The sequence below is a fragment of the Enterococcus caccae ATCC BAA-1240 genome (genome assembly GCF_000407145.1).
Taxonomy (GTDB): Bacteria; Bacillota; Bacilli; order Lactobacillales; family Enterococcaceae; genus Enterococcus_L; species Enterococcus_L caccae.
The window spans coordinates 864909-883235 of the sequence record NZ_KE136473.1; the positions used below are offsets into that span (position 1 = coordinate 864909).

An 18327-nucleotide genomic window follows, 5' to 3' on the forward strand; every position below is an offset into this window, starting at 1 on the left:
TCATGAAAGTATTATTCGCATCTGCAGAGTGTGCTCCATTTTTTAAAACAGGTGGTTTAGGGGATGTTGCAGGTGCATTACCAAAAAAAATAGCTGAAAATGGAATAGAGATTTCAGTCGTTTTACCTTATTTCACCAAGATGCCAGATGTCTATAAAGCACAATGTGAAGAGCTGGTTGGGTTTTATGTCGAAGTTGGCTGGCGCCGCCAATACTGTGGAGTCAAGCGTTTATCGTTAAACGGGATCGTCTATTACTTCATCGATAATTTGTATTATTTTGACCGTGAAAATTTATATGGCTATGAGGATGACGCAGAACGTTTTGCTTTCTTTTCTTTAGCAATCATAGAAATGCTAGGAAAAATTGATTTTATGCCTAATCTGATCCACGTCAATGATTTTCATTCGGCAATGGTGCCGTTTTTACTAAAAGAAAAATACCAAGAAAATGAGGCTCTGCGTTCAATCAAGACAGTGCTGACAATCCATAATATTGAATTTCAAGGATCGTATAGTCAGGATTTATTGCCTGATTTGTTTGGAATGGGATCGGAACGGTTTTATGATGGTGCGACACGTTTTCGTGACGGGATTAATTATTTAAAAGCGGGGATTTTATATGCGGATCGGGTAAATACAGTTAGCCCAACTTATGCTGAAGAAATCAAAACATCTGAGTTTGGTTTTGGCTTAGATGGAATTTTACGGTTAGAGCAAGGCAAATTAAGTGGTATTTTAAATGGCATTGATTATGAAATGAATGATCCGGAAACAGATAAGTTGATTCCAGCTAATTTTTCTATCAAAAATTTGTCAGGAAAAATGCAGAACAAGCAAGCATTGCAAAAGAAACTAGGCTTACCTGTGAAAGCAGATGTACCGATGATAGGAATCGTCAGTCGTTTAACGTTTCAAAAAGGGTTTCATTTAGTTTTAGATGAATTGTCGAATCTCTTGGAAAAAGAGGTACAACTTGTTTTACTAGGTACTGGAGATAAGGGGATCGAACAATCATTTCGTTCTTTTGTCAAACGGTATCCAGATAAAATCAGTGTTAATATTACATTTGATGTGTCATTAGCACAGTGGATTTATGCGGGAGCTGACTTGTTTTGGATGCCTTCTGCAACAGAACCTTGTGGCTTATCCCAGATGATTGCGATGCGTTATGGCACCTTACCCATTGTTCATGAAATTGGCGGGTTGAAAGATACGGTGATTTCCTTTGATCCAATTACGAAGACTGGGACAGGCTTTGGTTTTTCTGAATTTAGCTCATATTATTTGATGTATAGTACACTTATAGCAATCGAACTTTATAGAAATGATCAACACACATGGCAGCATCTGGTAAAGACTGCGATGGAGAAAGATTTTAGCTGGGGAAAATCGAGTCAACTTTACCTAAATCTATACAAGGATGTTTCTCAAGCCTAATCAATTAAACTATCTGATTCTATAGATTGACGATGAAGAAAAATCAAGGTATACTTTTAATGAGAAATGAATAGCCAAAGAAAATTATGAGGTGTTTTTGTGAGTGTAAGTATCTAACCTAAGGAAATGAATAGCTGAAGAATTAATGTCCATTTTTAGATGGCTTCTTTAGTATACCTATGTTGATACCTATCTTAACTCATAAAAAATAGCTGATAGATCGTGTATATCTATCTTTATTTATCGATTATTGAGGGATGAAAGGAAGACTTCATCCTTTTTTTGTTATCGTTTTGCAATAAAACTCTTTGACCATTCAAAAAAGATAGGTATCTCTTAAATGAAAAGGAGATACGTATGAATCAAGATACTTATAATAAAACCCAATTTACGACAATCAAAGAAAAACTAATGACGTATGCTATCAGTTTTTACGGAAAAGAACGTATCAAGAATATGCGTCCAAGCAGTCAGTTAGATATAGTAAAAAAACGCCTGCAAGAAACAGCAGAAGCAAAAGCCCTGCTCTTAGCTAATTTGCACGTTCCTTTTATGGGACTGAACAACATTGAGCATCTGACAAATCAAGTGGAAAAAGGGTTTATTTTAGAGCCAAGTGAATTAGTCAGCTATGCGGATTTTCTTAGAAGTAGTCGTTTAATTCAGTCATTTATGCAAAAAAATGAATTTATTGCGCCGCTTTTAGCTAGATACAGTGAATCGCTACAGCTATTTTCTGACATTGAAGATGAAATCTATCAGGTCATTCGGAATAATCAAGTAGAGAATGATGCTAGTCGTGAGCTTCGAAAAATTCGTAGAGCTATTCAAGAATGCGAAAAAGAAATCGAATCAAAACTGAATTCATTTCTTCGAAATACCCAAAATAAGCCAAAAATACAAGAAGCAATTATCGTTAAGAAAAATGATCGTTATACAGTGCCAATCAAAGCAACATATAAAAACCAAATTTCAGGAACGATCGTGGAAGCTTCTTCTAAGGGAACGACTGTTTTTATTGAACCTGCAACAGTAACGAAGTTAAATGATAAATTATATCAATTGAAGATGGAAGAAGCGACGGAAGTCTATCAAATTTTATCTACATTAACAGGGCTGATTGCAGAACAAATGAGTTTGATTCAATCAAACTTAGAAGTGGTTGCGCAATATGATATGATTTTTGCCAAAGCAAAATTCAGCAGAGAAATCAATGGTATCGAGCCTGAAATCAATCAGGAAGGAATTCTTGAGTTTGTCAATGTGAAGCATACTTTATTAGGGGAAGCAGCTGTTCCTTTAAACCTATCGCTAGGAAAAGACTATCGTGGTTTGACTATCACTGGCCCAAATGCTGGTGGAAAGACAGTGGTATTAAAAACAGTTGGTCTGATTTGTTTGCAAACCATGCTTGGTGTACAAATCGTTGCAGATGCAGGTACAAACATTGCTATTTTTGATCAGATTTTCGTTGACATTGGAGATCAGCAAAGTATTGAGAATGCCTTGAGCACCTTTTCAGGTCATATGCATAATATTTCTGAAATTTTAGCGAAAACAAAACAGAATAGTTTGATTTTGCTAGATGAAATCGGCAGTGGGACTGAGCCAAATGAAGGAGCGGCCTTAGCAATTGCGATCATGGAAGCTTTCTATAAAAAAGGCAGTATCATGATTACGACGACTCATTATGGTGAAATTAAACGATTTTCTGAACAACACGAAGATTTTTTAACTGCTGCAATGGCTTTTGATTCAGAACACTTAACGCCAAAATATCAACTGATCTTAGGGGAAACTGGAGAAAGTAATGCGTTTTGGATCGCCAATAAGATGAACTTAGATAAACAAGTCGTTATTCGTGCTCAAAACTATTTACACAACCGCAACTATTCAACAAAAAAAGAAACAACTCTACCAAAACTTAAAAAACAAAAAGAGCAAACTAGCTCTACAACCTATGAAAAAGGGGATAGAGTATTTTGGACGGAGAAAAAGCAAATTGCTTTGGTCTATGAATCGATGGAAATGACAAATGATGTGATTATTTTTGTGGAGAATAAAAAAGTGACAGTGCATAACCGTCAATTAAAACTAGACCGTAGTGCAAAAGAATTATATCCGCCAAATTATGATCTAGATTCGTTATTTGAAGATTACCATGATCGCAAGAAAATTCGAGATCTTGAAAGAGGATCAAAGAAGGCACATAAAAAATTAAGAAAAGAAATGCAGGAAAGACAATCAAAAAATAATCATCACTAAGATATTCCCAAATGTGGCGTAACAACAAGGACATAAAAACAACGTATCGTTCTGCTTTTATGTCCTTGTTTTTTTAGCTGATCAAAAAGTAGTACATATAATTTCCTTCTTTCAACGTTTTCAACCCTATTTTTCAATGGTATAATAACTTCGGAGGAATATGTCAAATGAATGAAAATCAATTATCAAAACGTTTAGCTCGTGTGGGAGAATTAGTCCCTGAACAAAGCCGTTTAGCAGATATCGGTTCTGACCATGCGTATTTACCAGTAGCATTAGTTTTACAAAAGAAACTTGATTTTGCGGTGGCAGGAGAAGTAGTCAAAGGACCTTATGAAGCGGCCCAAAAACAAGTGCGAAAAAATGATTTAACTGATCAAATCACAGTTCGTTTAGCAGATGGCTTAGATGCAATAGAGGAAACAGACAAAATCACAGCAGTCACGATTTGTGGTATGGGTGGTGTTTTGATCCGGGATATTTTGGACGCTGGTTGGACAAACCAACGACTTCAAGGAAATGAGCGCCTCGTTTTACAGCCAAATATTGGCGAAAAGCCGTTACGTGATTGGTTGACTGTTCACGGTTATACAATTATTGAAGAAGATATTTTAGAAGAAAATAACAAAATCTATGAAATCATTGTGGCTGCTAGACAAGAGACAAGAGTTGCCTATTCAGAAAAAGAACGTCTTTTCGGACCGATTTTGCTAAAAAAACAGTCCCCTATTTTTTACAAAAAATGGCATGGAGAAGTAAAACAACGTGAGGCTATTTTAGCGCAGCTAGCCAAAGCTTCAGGTGATCAGCAAGTAAGAATGCAACAATTAGAAAAAGAAATCACTGAAATCCAGGAGGTTTTATCAAATGAGTCTTGAGGGTACAACTTTTATTGAACATTTTGAAGCCTATTGTCCTCAATGGTTGGCTGAAGCGGGCGATTCTGTAGGATTACACATCGGTACACTGAATAAAAAACTAGATCGAGTGTTAGTCACTTTAGATGTTAGACCAGAAGTAGTTGCAGAAGCGATTGAGAAACAAGTGGACTTGATCATCGCAAAACACCCACCTATTTTTAGACCAGTAAAACGTCTGGATACAGATGATTTACAAACTAAGATGTATGCGGATTTACTGAAGCACGATATTGCTGTTTTTGCAGCACATACGAATATGGATATTATTGAAAATGGCTTAAATGATTGGTTTTGTGAACGTTTAGAAATTCAAGATACGACGTACTTAACCAAAACCCATACGGTTGGTTATAAAAAATTAGCTGTTTTCGTTCCTGTCGATTGTGCGGCAAATATGCGCAAAGTATTAGGACAAGCAGGCGCAGGTCTTCAAGGTGATTATTCAAATACAAGTTACTCATTGATTGGGACAGGAAGATTTACGCCTGGTGCTGGTGCTAATCCAACACTTGGTACAATCGGTAAAGAAGAAGCTGTTCAAGAGGCAAAAATCGAAGTGATTTTTCCAGAAACAATCGAGGCAAAAGTAATCAAAGCAATGTTAAAAGCGCATCCTTATGAAGAACCTGCGTATGATGTGTATCAGATAGAAAATATTACCAAAGAATATGGGCTGGGACGAGTAGGTAATTTAAATAAGCCAATTTCTTTAAAGGATTTTGTGAAGACTGTCAAAGATACATTTGATTTAGATGGTTTAAGAATCGTAGCAGAAGATGAGAATAAACTGATTCAGCGTGTTGCAATCTGTGGCGGTAGTGGTGAAAAATTCTTCCGTGATGCGATTAAAAAACAGGCAGATGTTTATATAACAGGAGATGTTTATTATCATACAGGACATGATATGCTGACAGAAGGCTTGTCCGTGATTGATCCTGGGCATTATATCGAGCAATTATGCAAACCGAAGTTGGTGGAACTATTCAATCAATGGAAAAAAGATTATAATTGGGACATAACGTTTATCGAATCAAAGGTAAATACGAATCCGTTTAAATTTAGATAAACTGGAAAGAAGGAACTTAACTATGTATGAAAATTTATTACCACGTTTTTTACGCTATGTAAAAACAGAAACTCGCTCTAACCCGAAAAGTGAAACAACTCCTTCAACTCAAACCCAAGTTGCGTTTGCGCAAACGTTGAAAAAAGAATTGGAAGAAATTGGTATGAGTGATGTGCTTTATAACGAAACAAATGGTTTTGTGATTGCTACTTTGCCAAGTAATGTAGACAAAGAAGTTCGCTCAATCGGATTTATTGCTCATATGGATACTGCAGATTTTAATGCGGTAGATGTCAATCCGCAAATCATTGAAAACTATGATGGGGAATCAACGATCAAATTAGACAAAGAAGGAAAATTCACATTAAATACAACTGATTTTCCTAATCTAAAAAACTATGCAAATCAAACTTTGATTACAACTGATGGCACAACACTTTTAGGTGCGGATGATAAGTCTGGAATCGCTGAAATCATGACAGCAATGGAAATTTTGATCAAAAATCCATCGATCAAACATGGAACGATTCGTGTAGCGTTTGGTCCTGATGAAGAAATCGGTGTAGGTGCTGATAAGTTTGACGTAGAGCAATTTAACGTTGATTTTGCATATACGATGGATGGCGGCCCCGTTGGTGAATTACAATATGAAACATTCAACGCAGCGCAAGCAGAAGTTACGATCCAAGGAAAAAATGTTCATCCTGGAACAGCAAAAGATACAATGATTAATGCGTTACAGTTGGCCATCGATTTCCATAATCAATTACCACAAAACGAAGTACCAGAGAAAACAGACGGTTATGAAGGGTTTTTCCACTTAGCTCAAATGGGTGGAACACCAGAAGAAGCTCAGATGACCTATATCATCCGTGACCATGATCGTGAAAAATTTGAAGCTAGAAAAGCACTGATTCTTAAAATTCAAGAAATAATCAATCAGCCATTTGATCAAGAGCGGGTTCAAATCGATTTATTTGATCAATATTATAATATGGGTGAAGTGATTGAAAAAGATATGAGCATTATAGAATTAGCTAAAAATGCGATGATCGAGCTAGATATCGAACCTCTGATCGAACCTGTCCGTGGCGGAACAGATGGTTCTAAAATTTCTTATCTAGGGATTCCAACGCCGAATATTTTTGCAGGCGGCGAAAATATGCATGGACGCTTTGAATTTGTTTCATTACAAGCGATGGAGAAAGCCACAGATGTTATCGTTAAAATTGCGGAAAATAACGCTAAATAATACGTATCTACTCAAATAATAGCCAAAATTGAAAAGAGGGAGTACAGTTACAAGGAGTGACTTACTTCCTATTTTTCTGGTTAAAGTTAGGTGTTTCACTGAATAATTTAATTGAAAGGAAACGTGATGATAATGGAAAATGTAATGATTCTTTTTAATAAGACGTCAGGTAAAGATAAGGGCAAAGAATTAGCGGAACAGTTTGTAGAGTATGCAAAAAATCATGGTCAAACATCCACGAATTTTTTATTAGAACAAGTTGGCCCTGATTGCGATAGTAGTAAAACGCTTAAAAAGGCGAAAACTAAAAATGTTGATACCTTGATTTTCATCGGTGGAGATGGAACGATCAATCATAATGTGGACGATTTCAAAGAAGAATTACCACACTTAAAAGTAGGCTTATTGCCTGGCGGCACAGTAAATAATATGGCTAAGGTCTTAGGTATTCCTATGAAGTTTGAAGATGCTGCTGATATAATTTTAGGTGGTGTTACAAGAAAAATCGATTATGGAATGATCAATAAAAAAGTCATCATTAGTACAATGACAATTGGTATTTTAGCAGATACTGCTGCGAGAATCAGCCAAGAAGATAAACAAAAATATGGAAAACTTATTTTTGTGAAGAATTTTTTCAAATTACTCGCTAAGAAAAAACGCTATCGTTTAGAGATCAAAACCGATAAAGAGCAATGGCAAGGGAAAACACAATTAGTAACCGTGACGATGACGAATTCTGTTGGAGGTTATACCAATTTTGATGCTTCAGCGTCACCAGATGATGGTTTGTTTCATTTGACGATCTTACCCAAATTAAACTTTTTCAAATTAGCCTTTTATCTACCAAAAATTATTTTAGGCAAGGTTTATGAAATTCCCGGATTAAAATATATGACAGCAGCTGAAATAAGTATTAAAAATACATCCGAAAAGAAAGTAGGGACACGTGTTGATGGAGATCCGAGCGAAGATTTGCCAGTTCAAATGAACGTCGTCAAACATGGTCTTACAGTTTTTGTACCAAAATCTTCGAGCTGATTTTGATTGGATTGTTAAATTTCCTTTACAATTCTTGTTCTTTAAGGGTATCCTAATAAGAGAACGATATTGGAGGAAAAAGTATGACAGAGTTTTTGAAGCATTTACCTTGGGTGTATTTACTTAGTCTAAATGTGATTGAATTTTTTGCAATGTATATAGACAAACAGCGAGCTAGAAGAAGAAAATGGCGGATACCAGAATCCAATTTGCTCTTTATCGGAGTGATTGGCGGTGGAGCTGGTGGTTTACTAGCTCAGCAATTATTTCATCATAAAACAAGAAAGTTACGCTTTTATTTTGCTTTTATTTTTGGTACACTTGTAGCTATTGCAATTATTTATTTTAGTTATAAAAGATAATCGTGAATACAAATTTAGTGGGGAGAAACTATGAAGAGCAATTCCAAAACAAAAGTTTTCCTAAATATCAGTTTGTTGGCTGTTTTTATCGGAGTGATCATCTATGTCATGGACAATTCTCTCAGTGATATTTTTGCTCAGCTAATGAAAACAAGCTGGGTCGTTGTTGGTCTGGTTATTTTATTGGGAGTAGTTTATCAAATTGTAGAAGGTCGATCGATTAAAGAGATTGCTTCTTATTTTCAGAGAGACTTCACGACGAAAGATGGTTTTTTTACTTCATGTTATGTTGCTTTTTATCGGGTGATTTCTTTTGGGACAGGGACACTACTTTCTGAAATTTATTTTTATAAGAAAAAAGGTTTAGCTGTTTCTCAGGGAGTCGGTGTTACTGCGTTGCATATGATCATGTATAAAGTAGCTGTTATTTTTTTATCTATTATAGGATTGATATTTCAGTTTTCTTTATTTTATGAGCATTCGCCAAAAATGATTCCTTTTATTTTAGTAGGTGTTGGGCTGACGTTTGTCATTATTTTTTCGTTACTGATTCTTTCAAGTAGCATCAACCTACAAGTACTTCTAATAAAATGGACCGATAAACACTTTAAACGCAAAAAATTACGTGACTGGGTAGATAAGTGCAATCTACAAATTTATTCTTTGAGAGAAACGGTTCAAACGATTACGAAAGACCGCTCTGCAATGATTCGGATTTTCGGCTGGAATGTAGCAAAATTACTTTTCTGGTATGTGATTCCTTATGTTGTACTTGTTGAAAATCATCCAACAATTGATTTTCTTTTAGTGGTTTCTTTTACAAGCTTTTCTGTTATTTTATCAGGTGTTTTTCCAACCCCGGCAGGTATTGGACCATTTGAATTCGTTTATTTATTGCTGTTTAAACCGATTGTTGGAACAGTTGATGCGGTATCGTCCTTGCTATTGTACCGTTTTGGTAGCTTTGTTTTGCCTTTTTTGATTGGTTTTGTTTATGTGTTGATCCAAAAAAGAAGAGACATCAAAATGGATCTTTCCGCAGCTAGAAAAGAGAAAAAAGAAACATGATGTTTATCAGATGGTGGAGACAGAAGTGTTTATTTCTGCAGGAATTGTTTCTGTTCCCACCGTTATTCAAATTTCTTGTGTCTGGGATTTGACTCATAGAGTTATGTCCCAGACACCTTTTTTTATCGACTTAAAAAAATACTATGGTATACTTTAGATAAGTACTAGGGGAGTCATTTTGACTGAGATGTTCACTTGAACGGACCCTTTGAACCTGTGAGTTGATACTCGCGTAGGGAAGTAGTCTAAGAAATAGAATAACCTGACGAAACTCTATGAAATGGTTCTTTGACATTTCATGGCGTTTTTTTCTGTTTTTAAGATTCTTCTCAAAAATTATGAGGAGGAATTGTATGATATTTACCGAAGAAGTAAGAAAGTCTGCTGAAAGGATTTGGCGAAAAAGTAAGGAACATGCGTTTATTTCAGAATTAAAAGCAGGGACGTTGCCACCTGAAATTTTTCGTTTTTATTTAATCCAAGATCGCTATTATCTGGAACAATTTAGTAAAATCCATTTGAAAGCTGCAGATATAGCAGTAGAAAAAGAGCTTAAAACAATATTTTTAACAGCTGTAGAAAGCTTAGAAGCAGCCGAAATTTCAGTTAGAAATACATTTTTTAAAGAATTAGAAGTAACAGATGAGCAAATTAGTCAAACGCCAATTGCGCCTACCGCTTATCATTACACTTCGCATATGTATCGAGAAGTTGAGAGTAAAAGTTTGGCTAGAATTGTAGCTGCTTTATTACCTTGCTATTGGTTATATCAAGAAATTGGAGATGAATTAATAAAAAGTGGTTCTCCAAATCCGTTATATCAACGATGGATCGAAACCTATAATAGTGATGGTTATCGGGAATCTGTTCTTACACAAAAAAGACTGACAGATTATCTGGCTGAACAAGTTTCAAAAGAAGAGCGTGTACTGATGAAACAAGCATTTATAATCAGTAGTTATGAAGAATTAAGTTTTTGGGAAATGGCGTATACAAAACAACAATGGGGGGGAAAGCATGCTTAATTACAAATTAATCGATAAGTTACGTACAAAAAATCCACTGGTTCACACTATTACTAATATTGTTGTCGCAAATGATTCTGCTAATGGTTTGTTGGCAATTGGCGCTTCACCATTTATGTCTAGTACACTTGCCGAAATGGAAGAAGTTGCAGCAATTGCAGAGGTTGTTGTTTTGAATATGGGGACTTTGGATGATGAACAATTAGCTGCGATGATACTTGTTGGTAAAAAAGCGAATGAATTAGGAAAACCTGTTGTTTTAGATCCAGTAGGAGCTGGTGCCACGAATTATCGTAAACAATCGGTTGAACAACTGCTAAGACAAGTCAAACCAACTTTGATTCGAGGAAATGCTGGAGAAATTGCGGCGTTAAGCGGAATTACTTGGGCATCTAAAGGGGTTGATGCTGGAGAAGGTTCAGGAGACATTAAGAAAATTGCAGAAAAACTAGCACTTGAAACAAACTGTTTTATCGCAGTAAGTGGCAAAATCGATTGTATAACAGATGGTAGTCGAACGTACTTTGTAAAAAATGGTACGCCAGATTTTACGAAAATGACAGGTGCAGGATGTTTACATGGTTGTGTTTGTGGTGCTTTTTTAGGAGTTGATGAGAAGCGTTCATTAGAAAGCGTTGTCGTTGCTAGTACAATGTATGCTTTAGCAGGAGAACTTGTTGCAGAGCAGTTAACAGGTGTTGCGGTTGGATCGTTTAGGACGTATTTATTGGATCAATTATCAGGATTAGATAGTAAGCTCGTTCAGGAAAAAGCTATAATCGAAAGGATAGATGAAAAATGAATGAAACGATTCAAGCGTTGACGATTGCTGGGTTTGATAGTGGTGGTGGTGCTGGAATGCAAGCGGATCTAAAGACATTTCAAGAACGATTTGTTTTTGGTACGTCTGTTTTGACAGCATTACCAATTCAAAATACCCAAGGTGTAAAAAAAGTCTATGATATTTCGTTAGAAGCGATTCAAGACCAATTAGATGTTGTGAATGAAGACTTCTCAATTTCAGCAGTAAAAACAGGTATGCTGTTTAATACTGACATTACACAATTAGTTACAACATTTTTGAAAACGGCTGATTTTGGTCCAGTAGTTGTAGATCCTGTAATGATTGCTAAAAGCGGCCATGCGTTACTAAAAGAATCTGCAGTTAAAGCTTTGATTTCAGAACTTTTACCTCAAGCATATATTGTCACGCCCAATATACCAGAAGCTGAGGTAATTACAAACATGACGATCTCTACCAAAAACGATAGGATTACCGCAGCAAGGAAGATTCAAGCTTTGGGTGCAAAAAATATTGTTATCAAAGGTGGACATCATCTTGAAATGGAACAATCTTCAGATTTGTTGTTGCTTGAAGATGGTCAAATAGAGTGGTTGTCTGCACCAAGAATCAACACTAAAAATACGCATGGTACAGGCTGTACTTTTTCAGCCTGTATCACAGCAGAATTAGCTAAAGGAAATACAGTTAAGTCAGCTGTTCATACCGCTAAAGGATTTATTCAAGCCGCAATCGCAAATGAAATTCAAGTAGGACTTGGTAACGGACCGACAAATCATTGGGCCTATAGAAAAGGTAGCGAATGATGAAAAACAGTAAAGAAATAGTATCTGTTTATTTTATTGCTGGCACTCAAGATATTCAGTCTGGGCATTTGTTGGATGTCTTGGAGCAAGCTTTGAAAGCTGGAATCACTTGCTTTCAATATCGAGAAAAAGGCGAAGGGAGTATCGAGAACCCAAACGCCAAGATGCGGACGGCCAAACAGTGTCAATTACTGTGTCAACAATACAATGTACCGTTTTTGATCAATGATGATGTCGCTTTAGCCCTAGAAATAGGGGCTGATGGAATTCATGTGGGGCAAACAGACCAAGCAATCAAGAATGTGCTAAGTTTGTTCTCTGGTAAAATCGTTGGTTTGTCTTGCCACGATGAAAAAGAAGTGAAAGCAGCTAATAAACTACCAGAAATTACGTACTATGGTATTGGACCTGTATATGGCACACAATCTAAAAAAGATGCCCAACGGCCAATTGGTTTAATGAAGTTGCAAAAATTAGTAGAGCTAGCCGAAAAACCGGTCGTTGCGGTTGGAGGAATCAGTACAGAAAATGTTCATAGCGTATTAAAAACAACTGTAGATGGTGTTTCAGTAATTTCAGCGATTACTCAAGCAAATCAGATTGAAGATGCTGTTAGGACATTAAAACGATAACAGTTATAAAGAAAAATAGAACAATTAAAGAGCAAATGAAATCAGTTCTGTTGATTTTGTTTGCTCTTTAAAAATAGATTGGATTTTTTTTTAGCTGAGGTTGCTTCTGATCCCATCGTTTATCTGCTGTGATTCCAGAACACCAATGGTTGAAATGGAATCCATTTAATATGTTAAACATTGAAAATACAATCATGGAAAATGTGGATGTTCAGAATAGTGACCTATCATACTTGAATTTCTGGTAAATGACTGAAGGGATTATCGTCTATAGTGTGATTATTTATTTAATGATACAACTATTATTTAAGAAGAGAGAGATCTTGTTGAATTGATTCTCCAGTCCCAAGATTGCTCCTTTTCTGAAGGTTAATTACCAAATTTTAATATGGATGAGAAAAAGCAAAAAGAGGATGGCTTTGAAATAGAGGCTGAAACTTTGTACTATAAGGCTTTTGGTCCTTTTTTTTTATAAAGATAGAAAAGATTTATTAGAGAACCTTAGTGTTTGTATTTTTAATCTAATAAATTGCTAATAAAACCGATATTTATGCATGTGAAAGCTTGTTTAAATTCTTAAAAATGATTATGATTAAAAAGATATTTTATACTTAATTATGATTAGGAGTGTTTCGATGGAACAAAAGCAATTGCGATGGTTTACCGTTGGTTTGATTGCCTTCAACATGGTTTGGGGGTTGGGGAATGTCGTGAATAACTATGCACAACAAGGTATTTCAGTTGTGACATCATGGATCTTGATCTTGGTCTTATATTTTATTCCGTATGCTTTGATTGTTGGACAACTTGGCTCAACTTTCAAAGACAGTAGTGGTGGTGTTAGCTCATGGGTTCAAAATACAAGTACAAAACGTTTGGCTTATTATGCTGCATGGACGTATTGGGTTGTACATATCCCTTACTTAGCTCAAAAACCACAATTAGTTTTGATCGCTTTTGGTTGGGCGATCCAAGGGAATGGCGATATCGTCAATAATTTCTCTGTTGTGGGAATTACGTTGATTTCGCTAGCTATTTTCTTGATTTTCTTATTACTATCAACAAAAGGTTTGATGACCCTTAAAGTGATTGGTGGAATGGCAGGAACAGCTATTTTTGTTATGTCAATGTTGTTTATTCTGTTGGCAGTAGGTGCTCCAATGATGAATTCTACTGTTGAATTTGCGACACCTCATATGGATAAAATTAGTACGTATATTCCTAAATTTGATTTTAGTTATTTTACGACGGTCTCCATGTTGGTCTTTGCAGTAGGTGGAGCAGAGAAAATTTCACCATATGTTAATTCAATGAGAAATCCAGCGAAGGAATTTCCAAAAGGAATGATTTTCCTTGCAGCAATGGTTGGTGTTTCTGCGGTATTAGGTTCATTTGCAATGGGGATGTTGTTTGCAAGTAATAATATTCCTGAAGATTTAATGGCAAATGGTGCATACACAGCATTCCAATTGTTGGGTGAGTATTATGGTGTTGGTAACTTACTGATGATCATTTATGCAATCACAAACGGTATTGGACAAATTTCGGCGCTAGCATTTTCGATCGATGCACCGTTACAAATTCTTTTAGCAGATGCAGATCCAGAATATGTTCCAGCAGCATTACGTAAAAGAAGTAAAAAAGGAACATTGGTCAATGGCTACTTGTTAACAGGTATTTTAGTAAGTATCATTATTGTGTTACCGATGTTTGGTATTGACAATATCAAAGAATTAGTAAAATGGTTGACCAACTTGAATTCTGTTGTGATGCCGATGCGATACCTATGGGTCTTCTTTGCCTATATGATGTTGAATAAAGCATACAAAAATTATACCTCTGAATACAAATTCATTAAAAACCCTAAAATCGCGTTTGCCTTTGGCTTATGGTGTTTCCTATTTACAGCATTTGCATGTATCTTAGGAATGGTGCCAAAAGTTGATTTTGCGGCAGATCCTAAAGCATGGTTCTTCCAATTAGCGTCTAATATTGTTACACCGGTTGTACTAATATTGTTAGGAATGATTTTACCAGCGTTAGCTCGTCGTGATAAAAAGAACGCATAAAAAACGAAATCAAAGAGGTTGTAATCGAAGCGTTGATCTCTAAAAGAGTTGCTTTTGATTACACCACTTATTCGGATTCCTTGAGGTTGGGATATGACTCCTAGAGTTATATCCCAACCTCTTTTTTTATACTGGTTTAAAGGGTAAAAAGAAGCAGAATAAGGAATGTTTCGTGAAAATATCCGAGAAGATTTGAGTATTCGTTTTAGGATGATTAAAAGCTGGAACCATTATCGAAGACTTAAAAAGATGGTTAAGTAGACTAGTAATTAAGTCAGCAGTTTTACATTGAGTGACTTTTCGTTTTTGAAAAAAGAATCAGCTGTATATAAAGGAATCATGCTAAAAGCGATAGTACCATAAAAAAATTAAATCTGACAATTTACTTTATTTTTTTCGTATTCAATTGGGGCGATTCTGGCGGGCGATTATTTGGAGTAGTCTGGCTTGAAAGAAGAGGCTCGGTTGTACTATTTGTGTAGTTAAAACTGACTACACTCAAGTTATTATTCGTTTAATTTTTGTGTAATATTTCAAAAAAGGAAAATATAGAACTGTATTTTTTCTTTTAATTTAGTATATTTGTAAAAAAATGAGAACATTTATTCCTTTTTATCGGTATAATGGAGGGGAAGTCTGTTCTTTTTTCTAAAAAAATGATACGATTTATACAGGAAAAAAATTGAGGAAGTGAGAACGATTAGTAAGCGACAACGTCAACCAGAAAAAGAAGAAAGATCAACCTATCTTTGTAAAGAAGTTGATCCCAATTATCTTGGCCGTGAAATTTATGCCGATAATGTAGATACGCCTTATTCATTTTATTTAGTTCGGAAGTTAAGTTTAGCCAAAGATTATCAAAATTTAGCGGAAGGTGAAGCTTTTTTTGATGCAATCTGCGATAGTTGGGATGCAACGGAAGAATTTGAAGAATTAGTAGTTAAAAAGATTTACATGTATGTTGAAACGGAAATCATGTACTATACGTTGATGATGGGAAGTTTTGAACCAACTAGAAGAGTGCTCCGCATGAATCTAAAAAAATGGTTTGAAGAAATTACATTGGAAAAACAAGAACGTTCTCTTGCTTACAAAGGTGATTCTGGGCTAAATGCTGGAGAAATCCAAGGGATGATGAAGCAAATGCTTGAAACATCCAATGAGATTTTCCGCTTACGTAAGATGATCACCGATTTAACAGAGACGATCAATCATGCGAAAATCGATATGTATACAGCTAAAAAAGATCCAATCATCTCTAGAAGTATCCAAACGATTCATCTAAAAAGAGCACAACCATTAGTGATCGAAGAAAATCAAGCCGAGAATCTGACAGGAAAAGTGTCTGATGTAGAGGAATCAGTAGACCTTGAAGCTGAACTAGTTGATTCTGTTGAGCAGGACGAAACAATTGCAACAGAGCAAGTAGACCAACAGGAAGCTGTAGGAGAAGTAGCAGAAAAAAAGTCGGAGAAAGAATTGGCGGAAAAACCAATTCAAGAAGATTTCCAAGTAGAAGAAGAGCGTATAACTTCTCAAACCAAAGAATCAGAAAATAAAGAACGGCCAAAAAAAGAACGCACATCAATCAAATTGAAACGTAAACAAATGGCTGAGGAAGCGGTAAAATCAGTTGTTGAACCTGATGGAACAGAAGAAAGAAATCAGGAAGCGGTAAAAGTTGAACCATTAGATCTTGCACTTTTAGTATTTAAAAAAAGAAGAACAAAGAAAGCTACGCCAAGTAACTGGCCACGTTTTTCTAAACAGTTGAAAGCCAGCAAAACGTTTGAAGCACCAGCAAAGATTCCTAATTTCTCCAAGAGTGAAATGGAAAATCTAGAAGATGAAATCTACTTGTGTTTCATGAACAAGCGCATGCGTTTAGGAACAAAGAAAAATGCAGCACAAAAGAAAAGTGTCTTACGTTCTGATTTGCTTGCTCAAATTAGTCAAGCAGAATATTTAAATTATTCATGGGGACAAGTGCTGAGACAACGCAAAGAAGATGTTCTGATTTGTGGTCGTTTAAGTTGCGGTGGCTTAGTCTCTTCTCTAGATGGCTTTTTACAAGAAATGCGTGGAATAGCTTATAGCCGTTCGTTATTCGGCAAAAAAGTTCGCTGTTCAGTCGACTTATTACGTCGCTTGGAAGGCTATATTTTAATGGATCAGTATATGCAAAATCTAAGTTTGATGCCAGTTGAGAAATAGTTTAAAACATAAAGAGAAGTGAAAAAAGTTAACGAGGTTAGGATAAAAGCATTTAGCTCTGAGAACTAAGTCACTACTTTACAATATCAAGTCGTACCTTGTTGCGATTTACAGCAAATGGAGCTGTTTGTTTACCACCATTTATTCGGATTTTAAGAGGCTGAGACATAACTCAAAGAGTTATGTCTCAGCCTTGTTTGTGTTTTCTTTTATATTGATTTGGAACAGTACTATTAGATTAAAATGGATTAGTGCTAACTTTGAAGTGATCATTATTGGTTAAATAAGCGTTCTACTGTATGATTAGCTTATAGAGAATTAATCATTACATGCCTAGTTTATTTGTTTTTATAGTGATGAATTATGGAGGGAACTACTATGAAGAAATTTTTTAAAAAGGAACCTACAGAAACAAAAAAATCATTTTTTAAAAGAGCAGGACAGAGCCCTAAACAAAAAGAAAAGCAAACGTTAAGAATAAACGACAACGAAGAAAAAGAATTTGACTCTTTTTTTGCTGAAGTAATTAAAAGTTTTCCTGAAAAAACGTCTTCCATTATATTAAATAGTTACGGAAAATCAAAAGAGCGTGCTGAAAAAGTTCTGGCTAAAAGTAAAACACAATTTGATGGTATTTTTGATGAATTTTTACAAGGTGTGGATGCAAAAACACGGAAAAAATGTCACAAAATAGTTCACGCTGCGTCCTTAACTGCTGCTATTATAGGATGTTCTCCAATTCCTTTTTCGGATGCGATTTTACTTGTACCTGTTCAATTAACTATGATGGCTCGTTTACATAAATTATTTGGGCAATCATGGTCCGAAAGTATGGGGAAAAGTTTAGGCAAAGAAATTGTTGTGGTTGGACTGGGGAAAAGTGCTGTCGGAAATATTATAAAATTAATTCCAGCTGTAGGTACCGTTACAGGAGCTGCAATCAATGCGACTGTTGCAAGTACAATTACAGAAACACTGGGCTGGGTTACTGTAAAAATGCTGAATGATGGAGAAGATATTTTTGAGCAAACGATGACCTTTAAAGGTCAATTTCAGACGTTGTTTAAAGCTGTCCAACGTTCTGGTAAAAAATCAAAATAGAGCATAAGACTGGATCAGGTGATAGTTTGGATAGTACAAAACCTCGGTTAACAATTTCTCAGCAAGGTGGAAATTATCCTTCCGATACCTATTATTACAAACAATAACAGTATGACAGATTTCTATAAAAAAACGATTTTAAAAGTTAAGTAATCATTCTACTAGCTGCTAGAGGAGGATTACTTTTTTTACAAAAAAATTAAAGCGTAAATGCTATGAGAACAAGTTAAAAATCAGCTAAAACGCCCTGCCTTTACACCCTTTC

The 18327-nt window shown here is 35.6% G+C and carries 15 protein-coding genes and 1 riboswitch; all 15 genes read left to right on the top strand.

The window, feature by feature from the left end:
* Window positions 1–2: 2 nt before the first annotated feature.
* The 15 genes from glgA to I580_RS09720 all read left to right on the top strand — a co-directional run bounded on the left by glgA (window position 3) and on the right by I580_RS09720 (window position 18062).
* Window positions 3–1439: a glycogen synthase GlgA gene (gene glgA / locus I580_RS09650; RefSeq protein WP_010771785.1), complete on the top strand. Its 1437-nt coding sequence runs from the start codon at window positions 3–5 to the stop codon at window positions 1437–1439.
* 357 nt (window positions 1440–1796) lie between these two features.
* Entirely contained in the window at window positions 1797–3704 is a 1908-nt protein-coding gene (locus I580_RS09655; RefSeq protein WP_010771786.1) for an endonuclease MutS2, read from the top strand.
* A 167-nt stretch (window positions 3705–3871) separates the two neighbouring features.
* Window positions 3872–4582 carry a tRNA (adenine(22)-N(1))-methyltransferase gene (locus I580_RS09660; RefSeq protein WP_010771787.1) on the top strand — a complete coding sequence of 237 codons (711 nt, stop codon included), beginning with the start codon at window positions 3872–3874 and terminating at the stop codon, window positions 4580–4582.
* Window positions 4572–5690 (top strand): Nif3-like dinuclear metal center hexameric protein, encoded by a 1119-nt coding sequence (locus I580_RS09665; protein WP_010771788.1) that lies wholly within the window; start codon window positions 4572–4574, stop codon window positions 5688–5690. Before I580_RS09660 ends, I580_RS09665 begins: the two co-directional genes overlap by 11 nt.
* Before the next feature lie 22 nt (window positions 5691–5712).
* On the top strand, window positions 5713–6942 hold the full coding sequence (pepT, locus tag I580_RS09670; RefSeq protein ID WP_010771789.1) for a peptidase T: 1230 nt from the start codon (window positions 5713–5715) through the stop codon (window positions 6940–6942).
* A gap of 132 nt (window positions 6943–7074) precedes the next feature.
* Window positions 7075–7983: a diacylglycerol/lipid kinase family protein gene (locus I580_RS09675; RefSeq protein WP_034860215.1), complete on the top strand. Its 909-nt coding sequence runs from the start codon at window positions 7075–7077 to the stop codon at window positions 7981–7983.
* Window positions 7984–8066: 83 nt separating this feature from the next.
* Window positions 8067–8345 (top strand): DUF1294 domain-containing protein, encoded by a 279-nt coding sequence (locus I580_RS09680; RefSeq protein WP_010771791.1) that lies wholly within the window; start codon window positions 8067–8069, stop codon window positions 8343–8345.
* Between the two features lie 30 nt (window positions 8346–8375).
* A complete protein-coding gene (locus tag I580_RS09685; RefSeq protein ID WP_010771792.1) occupies window positions 8376–9413 on the top strand; it encodes a lysylphosphatidylglycerol synthase transmembrane domain-containing protein in 1038 nt (345 codons plus the stop codon).
* Window positions 9414–9569: 156 nt separating this feature from the next.
* Window positions 9570–9669: riboswitch (TPP riboswitch) on the top strand.
* Between the two features lie 97 nt (window positions 9670–9766).
* The gene (gene tenA, locus I580_RS09690; protein ID WP_010771793.1) at window positions 9767–10438 is read left to right on the top strand and encodes a thiaminase II; all 672 of its coding nucleotides are present in this window, start codon (window positions 9767–9769) and stop codon (window positions 10436–10438) included.
* The gene (thiM, locus tag I580_RS09695) at window positions 10431–11240 is read left to right on the top strand and encodes a hydroxyethylthiazole kinase (RefSeq protein ID WP_010771794.1); all 810 of its coding nucleotides are present in this window, start codon (window positions 10431–10433) and stop codon (window positions 11238–11240) included. Before tenA ends, thiM begins: the two co-directional genes overlap by 8 nt.
* Window positions 11237–12046: a bifunctional hydroxymethylpyrimidine kinase/phosphomethylpyrimidine kinase gene (thiD, locus tag I580_RS09700; RefSeq protein ID WP_010771795.1), complete on the top strand. Its 810-nt coding sequence runs from the start codon at window positions 11237–11239 to the stop codon at window positions 12044–12046. The genes thiM and thiD overlap by 4 nt, the downstream gene beginning before the upstream one ends.
* Entirely contained in the window at window positions 12043–12678 is a 636-nt protein-coding gene (gene thiE, locus I580_RS09705; protein ID WP_010771796.1) for a thiamine phosphate synthase, read from the top strand. Before thiD ends, thiE begins: the two co-directional genes overlap by 4 nt.
* 635 nt (window positions 12679–13313) lie before the next feature.
* On the top strand, window positions 13314–14747 hold the full coding sequence (locus tag I580_RS09710) for an amino acid permease (protein WP_010771797.1): 1434 nt from the start codon (window positions 13314–13316) through the stop codon (window positions 14745–14747).
* Window positions 14748–15437: 690 nt separating this feature from the next.
* Window positions 15438–16961 carry a hypothetical protein gene (locus I580_RS09715; RefSeq protein WP_010771798.1) on the top strand — a complete coding sequence of 508 codons (1524 nt, stop codon included), beginning with the start codon at window positions 15438–15440 and terminating at the stop codon, window positions 16959–16961.
* A gap of 378 nt (window positions 16962–17339) precedes the next feature.
* Window positions 17340–18062: a YcjF family protein gene (locus tag I580_RS09720; protein WP_010771799.1), complete on the top strand. Its 723-nt coding sequence runs from the start codon at window positions 17340–17342 to the stop codon at window positions 18060–18062.
* Window positions 18063–18327 lie beyond the last annotated feature (265 nt).

Excerpts from the sequence above, each read along its gene's own strand:
- glgA (WP_010771785.1), top strand. The coding sequence starts at position 3 with ATGAAAGTATTATTCGCATCTGCAGAGTGTGCTCCATTTTTTAAAACA.
- I580_RS09655 (WP_010771786.1), top strand. The coding sequence starts at position 1,797 with ATGAATCAAGATACTTATAATAAAACCCAATTTACGACAATCAAAGAA.
- I580_RS09660 (WP_010771787.1), top strand. The coding sequence starts at position 3,872 with ATGAATGAAAATCAATTATCAAAACGTTTAGCTCGTGTGGGAGAATTA.
- I580_RS09665 (WP_010771788.1), top strand. The coding sequence starts at position 4,572 with ATGAGTCTTGAGGGTACAACTTTTATTGAACATTTTGAAGCCTATTGT.
- pepT (WP_010771789.1), top strand. The coding sequence starts at position 5,713 with ATGTATGAAAATTTATTACCACGTTTTTTACGCTATGTAAAAACAGAA.
- I580_RS09675 (WP_034860215.1), top strand. The coding sequence starts at position 7,075 with ATGGAAAATGTAATGATTCTTTTTAATAAGACGTCAGGTAAAGATAAG.
- I580_RS09680 (WP_010771791.1), top strand. The coding sequence starts at position 8,067 with ATGACAGAGTTTTTGAAGCATTTACCTTGGGTGTATTTACTTAGTCTA.
- I580_RS09685 (WP_010771792.1), top strand. The coding sequence starts at position 8,376 with ATGAAGAGCAATTCCAAAACAAAAGTTTTCCTAAATATCAGTTTGTTG.
- tenA (WP_010771793.1), top strand. The coding sequence starts at position 9,767 with ATGATATTTACCGAAGAAGTAAGAAAGTCTGCTGAAAGGATTTGGCGA.
- thiM (WP_010771794.1), top strand. The coding sequence starts at position 10,431 with ATGCTTAATTACAAATTAATCGATAAGTTACGTACAAAAAATCCACTG.
- thiD (WP_010771795.1), top strand. The coding sequence starts at position 11,237 with ATGAATGAAACGATTCAAGCGTTGACGATTGCTGGGTTTGATAGTGGT.
- thiE (WP_010771796.1), top strand. The coding sequence starts at position 12,043 with ATGATGAAAAACAGTAAAGAAATAGTATCTGTTTATTTTATTGCTGGC.
- I580_RS09710 (WP_010771797.1), top strand. The coding sequence starts at position 13,314 with ATGGAACAAAAGCAATTGCGATGGTTTACCGTTGGTTTGATTGCCTTC.
- I580_RS09720 (WP_010771799.1), top strand. The coding sequence starts at position 17,340 with ATGAAGAAATTTTTTAAAAAGGAACCTACAGAAACAAAAAAATCATTT.